General features: G+C 41.6%; 12 protein-coding genes. 3 read left to right on the top strand and 9 right to left on the bottom strand.

Annotated elements, in window-relative coordinates; all coding sequences use genetic code 11:
* Position 1: 1 nt before the first annotated feature.
* The 8 genes from PG086_RS05840 to PG086_RS05875 form a co-directional block, all read right to left on the bottom strand.
* Positions 2-1,060, bottom strand: a complete 1,059-nt coding sequence (locus tag PG086_RS05840; protein ID WP_270748091.1) for an ABC transporter permease — start codon at positions 1,058-1,060, stop codon at positions 2-4.
* The gene (locus PG086_RS05845) at positions 1,053-2,588 is read right to left on the bottom strand and encodes an ABC transporter ATP-binding protein (RefSeq protein WP_270748092.1); all 1,536 of its coding nucleotides are present in this window, start codon (positions 2,586-2,588) and stop codon (positions 1,053-1,055) included. Before PG086_RS05845 ends, PG086_RS05840 begins: the two co-directional genes overlap by 8 nt.
* A 136-nt stretch (positions 2,589-2,724) precedes the next feature.
* Complete coding sequence (locus PG086_RS05850) at positions 2,725-3,780, bottom strand: BMP family lipoprotein (protein ID WP_038805409.1); 1,056 nt, start codon at positions 3,778-3,780, stop codon at positions 2,725-2,727.
* A gap of 90 nt (positions 3,781-3,870) precedes the next feature.
* On the bottom strand, positions 3,871-4,260 hold the full coding sequence (locus PG086_RS05855) for a cytidine deaminase (RefSeq protein ID WP_000246111.1): 390 nt from the start codon (positions 4,258-4,260) through the stop codon (positions 3,871-3,873).
* On the bottom strand, positions 4,247-4,909 hold the full coding sequence (deoC, locus tag PG086_RS05860; RefSeq protein WP_007522166.1) for a deoxyribose-phosphate aldolase: 663 nt from the start codon (positions 4,907-4,909) through the stop codon (positions 4,247-4,249). The genes PG086_RS05855 and deoC overlap by 14 nt, the downstream gene beginning before the upstream one ends.
* A 19-nt stretch (positions 4,910-4,928) precedes the next feature.
* Positions 4,929-6,206: a pyrimidine-nucleoside phosphorylase gene (locus PG086_RS05865; protein ID WP_270748095.1), complete on the bottom strand. Its 1,278-nt coding sequence runs from the start codon at positions 6,204-6,206 to the stop codon at positions 4,929-4,931.
* Entirely contained in the window at positions 6,203-6,793 is a 591-nt protein-coding gene (locus PG086_RS05870; protein ID WP_270748096.1) for a class I SAM-dependent methyltransferase, read from the bottom strand. The genes PG086_RS05865 and PG086_RS05870 overlap by 4 nt, the downstream gene beginning before the upstream one ends.
* Before the next feature lie 199 nt (positions 6,794-6,992).
* Positions 6,993-7,400, bottom strand: coding sequence for a hypothetical protein (locus PG086_RS05875; RefSeq protein ID WP_268704138.1), 408 nt, complete (start codon positions 7,398-7,400; stop codon positions 6,993-6,995).
* A 196-nt stretch (positions 7,401-7,596) separates the two neighbouring features.
* Between PG086_RS05875 and coaA the strand changes: the two genes are divergently transcribed.
* The 3 genes from coaA (at position 7,597) to PG086_RS05890 (ending at position 9,407) form a co-directional block, all read left to right on the top strand.
* Complete coding sequence (coaA, locus tag PG086_RS05880; RefSeq protein WP_270748100.1) at positions 7,597-8,517, top strand: type I pantothenate kinase; 921 nt, start codon at positions 7,597-7,599, stop codon at positions 8,515-8,517.
* A 67-nt stretch (positions 8,518-8,584) separates the two neighbouring features.
* A complete protein-coding gene (rpsT, locus tag PG086_RS05885) occupies positions 8,585-8,821 on the top strand; it encodes a 30S ribosomal protein S20 (protein WP_001274000.1) in 237 nt (78 codons plus the stop codon).
* A gap of 52 nt (positions 8,822-8,873) precedes the next feature.
* Positions 8,874-9,407 (top strand): DNA topology modulation protein, encoded by a 534-nt coding sequence (locus PG086_RS05890; RefSeq protein ID WP_000684221.1) that lies wholly within the window; start codon positions 8,874-8,876, stop codon positions 9,405-9,407.
* A gap of 16 nt (positions 9,408-9,423) precedes the next feature.
* On the opposite strand, the gene metG is transcribed toward PG086_RS05890, so the two are convergent.
* The gene (gene metG / locus PG086_RS05895; protein ID WP_270748102.1) at positions 9,424-11,421 is read right to left on the bottom strand and encodes a methionine--tRNA ligase; all 1,998 of its coding nucleotides are present in this window, start codon (positions 11,419-11,421) and stop codon (positions 9,424-9,426) included.
* Between the last annotated feature and the right edge of the window lie 111 nt (positions 11,422-11,532).

Below are 11,532 nucleotides of genomic sequence, written 5' to 3' on the forward strand. Positions count from 1 at the left end.
CTTACTTACCTCCTTTAACTTGTTTTTGGGGTTTGACAAAATGTTCGATAATATAGTGAACACTGACAAAGAAGATAATGGACGCTGTTACAATGCTGACAAGTTCAGACGGAACTTGCGCAGCATTCATACCCGGCGCACCAACTTGCAAAACTCCAAATAAGAAGGCTGCAAAGAGAATACCAATTGGTGAGTTGGCCGCAAGCAAACTAACCGCCATTCCGTTAAATCCGATAGCTAATGATGAACCTTGAACGTAAACGTTTTGGAAAGTTCCAAGACCTTCGACAGCTCCACCAAGACCAGCCAAAGCACCAGAGATAATCATTGATAGGATGATTGTACGTTTTGCTGAAATACCAGCGTACTCTGAGGCATGGGGATTGAGACCAACCGCACGAATTTCAAAACCGAGAGTCGTTTTCTTGAGCAAGAACCAAATCACACCAACAGCAATGATTGCAAAGAAGATTCCGATATTCATACGAGAATTGCCAGTCAACTCAGATAACCACGGTGTTTGATAAGTGGCATTGGCACTCACACGAATCGTTGAGTCTGTACTTTGCATAAAGTCTTTCGGGAAAGAATGAATAAAGGCGTTCCCTACGTACAAAACAATATAGTTCATCATAATGGTTACGATAACCTCTGACGTACCGAGATAGGCTCTGAGAATACCTGGAATAGCACCTACAATCCCACCTGCAATCAAAGCAATTACTACAGTCGCTAAAATCAACATTGGGCGTGGCATGTCCGGATGCGACAAAGCAAACCAACCACTAAGAATCCAACCTGCTAGTGCCTGGCCAGGAAGCCCAACGTTAAAGAAACCTGCACGACTAGCAACTGCAAAACCCAGACCAATTAAGACAAGAGGACCCATGGCACGGAAAATTTCACCAATCCCACGGAGACTACCAAAAGCCGTATAGAACAATTCCTCATAACCCCAGATAGCATCGTAGCCGAAAATCCACATGACGACGGCTCCGAGCAAGATTCCTAAGAATACGGAAATCAAGGGAACCGAAATTTGTTGTAACTTTTTAGACATCACTCTTCTCCTTTCCCAAGTTTCCACCTGCCATCAAGATACCAAGTTCTTGTTTGTTAGTCGTTTCTGGCAACACAATACCTTGAATCTTACCATCATGAATAACAGCAATTCGGTCTGAAACATTTAAAATTTCATCCAATTCAAAGCTGACAACAAGCACAGCTTTCCCGTTATCACGTTCTTCAATCAAGCGTTTGTGGATATATTCAATGGCACCGACATCCAAACCACGAGTTGGTTGGCTGACGATAAGGAGATCAGGATCACGATCAATTTCACGAGCGATAATCGCTTTTTGTTGATTTCCTCCTGAAAGAGCTGCTGCTGGAACAAACTCGCTCGCCGCACGGACGTCAAATTCTTCCATCAATTTCTTGGCATGTGAAGTGATATTAGCATAGTTCAAAATACCATTCTTGCTGAGTGGTTCTTTGTAGTAGGTTTGAAGAGCGATATTTTCTGAAATCATCATCTCTAAAATCAAACCATCACGGTGGCGGTCTTCAGGAACATGCCCCACACTGAGTTCCGTAATTTGTCGAGGATGCATTCCTACGATTGACTTGCCTTTTAATTCAATACTACCAGACTCAACCTTACGAAGACCCGTAATGGCTTGAATGAGTTCAGATTGACCATTGCCATCAATACCTGCAATACCAACAATTTCACCAGCACGAACATCCAAAGAAAGATTCTTCACAGCTGGTACACCTCGGTTTTCATTAACAACCAAGTCTTTGATAGACAAGACTACTTCTTTTGGTTGTGGTGCCTGTTTCTCCGTTTTGAAGGAGACAGAACGTCCCACCATCATCTCAGCCAAGTCCGCATTGGTTGCCCCTGCAATCTCAACAGTCTCAATAGATTTTCCTCGACGGATAACCGTCACTCGATTGGATACCGCACGAATTTCATCCAGTTTATGGGTAATCAAAATAATGGATTTCCCTTCTTTGACAAGGTTTTTCATGATAGCCATCAACTCATCAATCTCTGAAGGAGTCAATACTGCCGTAGGTTCGTCAAAGATGAGGATATCAGCACCACGGTAAAGTGTCTTCAAGATTTCTACACGTTGTTGAGCACCAACGGAAATATCTGCCACCTTGGCAGCAGGATCCACTGCCAAACCATAACGTTCAGAAAGAGCCTTGATTTCTTTAGTAGCTTCAGCTATATCTAACACACCATTTTTAGTAATTTCACTCCCCAAAATGATATTTTCAGCTACTGTAAAAGCTTCAACCAACATAAAATGTTGGTGAACCATCCCAATTCCTAGACTAGCAGCTTTAGAAGGTGAATCTAGTTTGACAACTTGACCATTCACCGCAATTTCACCACTAGTTGGCTCGAGAAGTCCTGCCAGCATATTCATCAGAGTGGATTTACCCGCTCCATTTTCTCCTAAAAGTGCATGGATTTCACCTTTTCGCAGTTGCAAGTTGATCTTGTCGTTCGCTACAAATTCACCAAACACCTTGGTAATATCCCGCATCTCAATGACATTTTCGTGTGCCATATGCTTTTCCTTTCCGAGGTTTATTTTGTTTCAATAAAACCTGCTAATCGTGTTAACAAGTTCTATTGAGACAAAAATTGCCTCAATTCTTAAAGAAGCGACCGATGGTCGCTTCCTAAGAAATGACTTTTATCCATTATTTTTCAGGAACTTTTACGCTTCCGTCAAGGATTTTAGCTTTTGCGTCTTCAACAGCTTTTTTACCTTCTTCTGAAAGGTTTGTTACTGCCAAGTCAACCCCTTTATCCTTCAATGAGTAGACAATAACTTGTCCGCCAGGGAATTCACCTTTTTCTGTTTTGTTGGCAATATCTTTTACAGTTGTACCAACTTGTTTCAATGTAGATACAAGAACGAAGTTTGATTCTTTACCATCTTTAGAAGTGTATTTACCTTCTGCTGCTTGGTCACGGTCTACACCAATAACCCAAACTTTTTCGTTTTCATTTTTGCTTTCGTTCAAAGATTTTGCTTCAGCAAAGACACCAGCACCTGTACCACCAGCTGCTTGGTAGACAACGTCTGCACCTGCAGCGTATTGAGCTGCTGCAATTGTTTTACCTTTGGCAGCATCACCAAATGAACCAGCGTAGTCAACTTGTACTTTGATAGATGGGTCTACTGACTCAACACCAGCCTTAAATCCAGCAGCGAAACGTGAAATAACTTCAGATTCGATACCACCTACAAAACCAACTTGTTTTGTTTTAGTTGTTTTAGCTGCTGCAACACCAGCAAGGTAAGCTGCTTCGTTATCAGCAAATGTTACGCTCGCAACATTCTTTTGATCTTTGATCACATCATCAATCAAGACATAGTTTAAGTCAGAGTGGTCTTTTGCTGCCTCTTCAACTGCATTGTGAAGTGCAAAACCAACACCGAAGATCAGGTTGTAACTTCCAGCCGCTTGTTGCAAGTTGTTAGCATAGTCTGCTTCACTTGTTGATTGGAAATAAGTAAAGCCTTTATCTTTAGAAAGATTGTGTTCTTTACCCCAGTCTTGCAAACCTTCCCAAGCTGATTGGTTAAATGATTTATCATCAACACCACCAGTATCTGTTACGATCGCTGCTTTGGTCTTCATTTCAGATGAAGATGAAGCTGCGTTACGAGAAGAGCGGTTACCACATGCAGCAAGTCCAACTGCTGCCACTGCAACTAGACCAAGGCCTAGCCATTGTTTCTTGTTCATTACTGAACCTCCTAAATAAGATGTGCAACGATGTTGCAAGTATAGATCGTTTGGTCACGTAGACCTCAGCCACTCGAAGAGTAGCTCAGACTAATTTAAGTCTGTAAAAGAGTATGGAAGTAACTCCCCGACCGTCATCTCGACCGTCGATTTATCTTTAGCGACTAAGGTCACTTTTAGATCTTGTTCAAAAAACTCAACCATGACTTGGCGACAAGCACCACATGGTGAGATGGGTTTTTCAGTTTGACCGTAGACAATCAATTCTGAAAATTCCCGTTGACCTTCAGAGACTGCTTTGAAAATAGCTGTACGCTCTCCACAATTGGTCAAAGGATAACTAGCATTCTCGATATTAACACCCGTATAAATGCTACCGTCCTTAGCAACTAAAACAGCTCCGATGGGAAAGTGAGAATAGGGGACATAGGCTTGTTTGCTGGTTTCAATTGCTAGTTCAATCAACTCAGTAGTCGCCATCTGCCAATTCTCCTTTTAAAATCGCAACGCCAGCAGATGTTCCGATACGGGTAGCGCCTGCTTCCACAAAAGCGACAGCATCTGCATATGAACGCGCTCCACCAGCTGCCTTAACTCCCATATCTGGCCCGACTGTTTTACGCATCAACTGAACATCCTCAATAGTGGCACCACCAGTTGAAAATCCAGTTGATGTTTTGACAAAGTCAGCGCCTGCTTTCTGGGATAATTGGCAGGCCACAACCTTTTCATCGTCTGTCAACAAGCAAGCTTCGATAATGACCTTAACCAGCTTGTCACCACTTGCTTCTACGACAGCACGGATGTCCGATTCAACCAAATCCAGATTGCCTGATTTGAGGGCACCAACATTGATAACCATATCAATCTCATCTGCACCGTTTTGGACAGCTTCTTTTGTTTCAAAAGCTTTCACAGCTGAAGTTGTTGCTCCCAAAGGAAAACCTACTACTGTACAAACCTTTACATCTGAGCCTTCAAGCCCTGTTTTCGCATGTTTAACCCATGTAGGATTAACACAAACGCTGGCAAAATCATACTCACGCGCTTCAGATAGCAAACGATCAATTTGTTCTTGGCTTGCATCTTGCTTTAAAAGCGTATGATCGATATATTTATTTAACTTCATATTCGAATTTCTCTCCTTTTCATGAGATGATTTCAATTATTTCCTGCAAACGTTTCACTCTATCATTTATTTTAACATATTTTTGGAATTCTGTAACTAGTTGAGGGGAAATTTTTCCATTTGTATAAACTTTTGCGACAATTTCTCCCTTTTGAACGGAGTCACCGACCTTCTTCTCAAAAACGATTCCAGTTTCATAGTCTAAATCATCAGACTTGACTGCGCGACCAGCTCCCAATCTCATGGCATAGAGACCAAATTCCATCGCTGGAAGGGCTGAAATGACACCTGACTCTTGAGCCGGGATATCTACTACATGCGCCACCTTGACTGGACGATAGAGATCTTCTAAATCACCGCCTTGAGCTGCTACCATTTCTTCAAACTTAGCCAGCGCTTGGCCGTTTTCAAGGTGTTGACGGACTTCTTCAACCGTCTTCTCGACATTTGCCAAACCAAGCATAATCTGAGCTAGTTCACAAATAAAGTGACTAATATCTTCTCGGCCTTTTCCTTGAAGAATTTCAATTGCTTCTAGGATTTCGAGACGATTGCCAATGGCTCGTCCCAAGGGTTGACTCATATCGGTAATAACCGCTACTGTCTTTCGACCAACAGCCTTACCCAAATCGACCATGGTTTGAGCCAATTCCCGCGCCTCATCGACAGTTTTCATGAAGGCACCCTCACCAACAGTCACATCTAGCAAAATAGCATCCGCCCCAGCAGCAATTTTCTTGCTCATGACAGAACTAGCAATCAAAGGAATCGTGTCAACAGTCGCTGTCACATCACGAAGCGCATAGAGAAGTTTATCTGCTTTAACCAGCTGGTCAGACTGGCCAATGACAGATACACCAATGTCCTGTACCTGACGAATGAAATCTTCTTGACTTCGCTCGACTTGGTAGCCCTTGATTGCTTCCAACTTATCTAGGGTTCCGCCAGTATGGCCAAGTCCACGGCCACTCATTTTTGCGACCGGAACACCAAAACTGGCTACTAAAGGCGCTAAAATCAAAGTCACCTTATCCCCAACTCCACCCGTAGAATGCTTGTCAACTTTAACCCCCTCAATGGCAGATAAGTCAAACTCTTGACCTGTCTTGACCATATTCATCGTCAGGTCAGAAATCTCTCGTGTGGTCATTCCTTTAAAATAAACAGCCATAGCAAAGGCAGACATCTGATAGTCTGGAACAGTTCCCGCTACATAGCCTTCTACTAGCCACTTGATTTCATTTGAAGTCAGTTCTTGACCATCTCGTTTCTTTTGAATTAAATCGACTGCTCTCATGCTTTCACACTTCTAAGGATATAATATCCCTTGTCTTTCTTTATAATTTCACAATTTCCAAAAACATCTTCCATCTTGCTTTTGGCGCTCGGAGCACCTTGCTTTTTCTGAATGACAATGGTTAAATCACCTCCATCTTTCAAGAAATCTCTGCTCTTTTCGATAATCTCATGAACAACTTGTTTCCCCGCTCGAATAGGCGGATTGGAAATAACATGGTCAAATTTCCCTTCAACTTGTTCATAGATATTGGATTGGAAAATCGTCACTTCTACTTTATTTCGTTCAGCATTTTGTCGCGCTAAGTCTAGAGCGCGATTATTAATATCGACCATGGTTGCCTGAACTCCATAAGCCTTGACCAATGACAAACCCAATGGCCCATAACCACAACCCACATCAAGGACCGTTTCTCCTTTGTTAACCTCCAAACACTTCAATAAAAGTTGACTCCCAAAGTCAACCATTTTCTTGCTAAAAACACCCGCATCTGTTAAAAAGGTCATATTTTCTCCCAACAACTCCACTCTCAACTCATGAATGTCGTGAGCAGCATCAGGATTTTCTGCATAATACATTTTACTCATAAAACTATTTTACCATAATTTGGCTTGAATTGTAAATCGTTTACAAAGTGATGATCAAATGAAAAAGACTGAAGAATCCTAGTCAAAAAACCTTTTCTTCAATCTCTTTCAATTATTAGAAATACATTACAATCTATCGGGAACTACAAATTATCATAGTCAGGAAAAAACAGTTCGTCTGTAATCAGGCGCATTTTTATTACCATTTCTTAACCTTAAAATACTTTATTATCAACAGGATTCCCAATATGATGTTTAGATAAAAGCCCAACTGATAAGTTTGTGTCAAGATTTCCAAACTTGTCCAAAGTCGTATCAAATCTTCTAGCGACATACGGAATAGATATCCTTCTGTAGCAATCCACAAAATCAAAAATAGATAACTACCAGCAGCAATCCATTTCGTCCACTGCTTTTTTACTAGCCAGGCAATCAAGAGCGAACAGATAAAGACAGCTGTTACAAGGAGATGATCCATTAAGAAGGTAAAACCGTAATAGGTTTCTACAAAGCGTCTACCATTATCCGCATTCGCTCCCCTTATAAAAGGTAGTGTAAAACTTAAAATAAAACAGAGTTCCAATATGTAACATCTCAAGATTTTCATTGTATGCCTCCTATAAGTTGCGAACTAAAAAACCCACTTTTAATAACTGATAAGTCTTCAGAAACAATTCCCTATCTCATCATTAAACTATTCAACCTCCATCTCTATTATACGATATTGACTTACTACCATCAAGAAACCGCTTTATTTTTTTAGCTTTTTATGGTATGATAGACAAAATATCTAGGGGAAAACAATGACCAACGAATTTTTACATTTTGAGAAAATCAGCCGCCATACTTGGCAATCTTTACATCGAAAGACAACACCTCCTTTGACAGAAGAGGAACTAGAATCCATCAAGAGTTTCAATGACCAGATTAGTCTGCAAGATGTGACAGATATTTATTTACCTTTAGCTCATCTCATCCAAATTTACAAACGCACCAAAGAGGATTTAGCCTTTTCTAAGGGGATTTTTCTCCAAAGAGAGAGTAAATCTCAACCCTTCATTATTGGAGTTTCAGGAAGTGTAGCTGTAGGAAAATCAACAACTAGCCGACTTCTGCAAATCCTTCTCTCTCGTACAGTTACTGATGCTACTGTAGAATTGGTGACAACTGACGGCTTTCTCTATCCCAATCAAACCTTGATGGACCAAGATATATTAAATCGCAAGGGTTTTCCTGAAAGTTATGATATGGAAACCTTGCTGAATTTTCTTGATCGCCTAAAGAATGGGCAAGATGTCGATATTCCTGTCTATTCTCATGAAGTGTATGACATCGTTCCAGGAGAGAAGCAACGTGTCAAAGCTGCTGACTTTGTTATTGTTGAAGGCATCAATGTCTTTCAAAATCCTCAAAATGAGCGCCTTTACATTACTGATTTCTTTGATTTCTCCATCTATGTGGATGCTGCTGTCGAGGACATTGAAAGTTGGTATCTGGATCGTTTCTTAAAGCTGCTCAGCTTTGCCCAAAATGACCCCAACAGTTACTACCACCGTTTTACGCAAATGCCGATTGGAGAAGTTGAAGCCTTTGCACATCAGGTTTGGACCAGCATTAATCTCACAAATCTACAAAACTACATCGAACCGACAAGGAATCGCGCCGAGGTCATTCTCCACAAGACTAAAAACCACGAAATCGATGAAATTTACCTAAAAAAATAATTTCCCCTTGTCAAAACCTAAGTTTTCATATATAATGGTATAGTTAGTAAATATGGAGGTAAGAACATTGGCAAACATTAAATCAGCTATCAAACGCGCTGAATTGAACGTTAAACAAAACGAAAAAAACTCAGCTCAAAAATCAGCTATGCGTACTGCTATCAAAGCTTTCGAAGCAAACCCTTCTGAAGAACTTTTCCGTGCTGCTAGCTCAGCTATCGACAAAGCAGAAACTAAAGGTTTGATTCATAAAAACAAAGCAAGCCGCGATAAAGCTCGTCTTTCAGCTAAACTTGCTAAATAAGAAACAGTCCACCGAGGCTGTTTTTTTGTCCTCCATTACGAAAAGGTAGAAAATGAAAATCGCAATTATCGGCTATTCTGGTGCTGGGAAATCAACCCTGGCACAAAAGTTATCCCAGTTCTACTCAATTCCCAAACTGCATATGGACACCCTCCAATTTCAACCAAATTGGCAAGACAGTGATCGTGATTGGATGAAATCTGAGATGAAAAAATTCCTAACCACTCACTCAGACTGGGTCATCGATGGAAACTACTCTTGGTGCTGCTATGAGGAAAGGATGGAGCAAGCTGACCAAATCATCTTTCTCAATTTTTCACCATGGACTTGTCTCTTTCGAGCCCTTAAACGGTATCTCACATACCGAGGCAAGGTCCGAGAAAGCATGGCTGCAGGTTGTCCCGAACGCTTTGACTGGGACTTTATCCGATGGATTCTCTGGGATGGGCGGAGCAAATCCGCTAAGGAACGCTACAAGGGGATTCAAGAAACCTATCCAGAGAAAGTAATTCTCCTCAGGTCTCAAAAGGAGATAGACCACTTCTTAGATAATCTCGCATATAACAAGAAAAACCAACGTACCTAACGTTGGTTTTTTGCTATTACCCAATCACACTTCCGTTTGGTACAGCTGGATCAACTGTGAGAAGGGTTAACTTGCCTTCATGTTCAGCTGAAAGGATCATTCCTTGGCTGACATATTTCTTCATCATCTTACGTGGTTTGAGGTTGGCAACGATTTGGACTTTCTTGCCGACCAATTCTTGCTCGTTTGGATAGTATTTGGCAATTCCTGAGAGGATTTGACGGTCTTCACCATCACCAGCATCTAGGCGGAATTGGAGCAACTTGTCAGAACCTTCCACTTTAGACACTTCTTTGACTTCTGCGACACGGATCTCAACCTTGTCAAAGTCTTCAAACTTGATTTCATTCTTGTTGAGTTTGAGTTCAACTTCATCTGGATTCCATTCTTTTTCAACTGCTGGTTTGTTGCCTTCCATTTGTTCTTTGATATAGGCAATCTCTTCTTCCATGTCCAGACGTGGGAAGATTGGTGTTCCTTTGGCAACAACAGTCACACCAGCAGGGAAATCAGCCAAGCTCAAGTTTTCTAGGCTAGAAACTTCTACTAGACCAAGTTGAGTCAAGACTGCACGACTGGTTTCCATCATAAATGGCTCAATCATGTGAGCTACGACACGAAGGCTGGCTGCCAAGTGGCTCATGACACTTGCCAATTGGTCACGGTGCTCTTCATCCTTAGCCAAGACCCATGGGGCTGTCTCATCGATGTATTTGTTGGTACGAGAGATAAGAGTCCAGACTGCTTCAAGGGCACGTGGGTAGTCAACTGCTTCCATTTGAGTATGGTAGTCAGTGATAGATTGCTCTGCTACTTGTGCAAGAGCATTATCAAACTCTGTTACACCCTCTACATAGGCAGGGATTTGCCCATCAAAATACTTGTTGATCATGGAAACCGTACGGTTAAGGAGGTTTCCAAGGTCATTGGCCAATTCATAGTTGATACGGCCGACATAGTCTTCTGGAGTGAAGGTTCCATCTGAACCAACTGGAAGGCTACGCATGAGGTAGTAACGAAGTGGATCGAGACCATAGCGTTCTACTAACATTTCAGGGTAAACGACATTCCCTTTAGACTTAGACATCTTGCCGTCTTTCATGACAAACCAACCGTGGGCAATCAAGCGGTCAGGCAACTTCATATCCAACATCATGAGAAGGATTGGCCAGTAAATTGAGTGGAATCGAAGAATGTCTTTTCCGACCATGTGGAAGACAGTTCCATTCCAGAATTTATCATAGTTAGCATGATCGTCTTGACCGTAACCAAGAGCAGTCGCATAGTTGAGAAGGGCATCAATCCAAACGTAGACAACGTGTTTTGGATTTGATGGGACTGGTACACCCCAAGTAAAGGTTGTACGAGAAACCGCTAAGTCTTCCAAACCTGGCTCGATGAAGTTACGCAACATTTCATTAAGACGACCATCTGGAGTGATGAAGTCAGGGTGCGATTTGAAAAATTTAACCAAACGGTCTTGGTATTTGCTGAGGCGAAGGAAGTATGACTCTTCAGAAACCCATTCCACTTGATGTCCTGATGGAGCGATGCCGCCCGTCACATTTCCAGCTTCATCACGGAAAACTTCCGCAAGCTGGCTTTCTGTAAAGAATTCCTCATCTGAGACTGAATACCAACCAGAATATTCACCTAGGTAGATGTCATCTTGAGCAAGTAAACGTTCAAAGACTTGCGCCACTACTTTTTCATGGTAGTCATCCGTTGTACGAATGAATTTATCGTATGAGATATCGAGTAATTTCCAGAGTTCTTTGACTCCAACCGCCATCCCATCAACATAAGCTTGAGGTGTGATGCCAGCTTCTTCCGCTTTTTGCTGGATTTTCTGACCATGCTCGTCAAGACCTGTCAGATAAAAGACATCATAGCCCATGAGGCGTTTGTAGCGAGCTAGGACATCACAAGCGATGGTTGTGTAGGCAGAACCGATATGAAGTTTACCAGATGGATAGTAAATCGGTGTTGTAATATAAAAATTCTTTTCAGACATAATTTTTCCTTTCCAGGCTAATGAAACCTGTTTTTCTAACACTTCATTATATCATATTTTTAGTGATTTTCGATAGGAAAATCCATACAAAAACAAGACAGACAAATGTCC

The sequence above is a fragment of the Streptococcus halitosis genome (genome assembly GCF_027691175.1).
Lineage (GTDB): Bacteria > Bacillota > Bacilli > Lactobacillales > Streptococcaceae > Streptococcus > Streptococcus halitosis_A.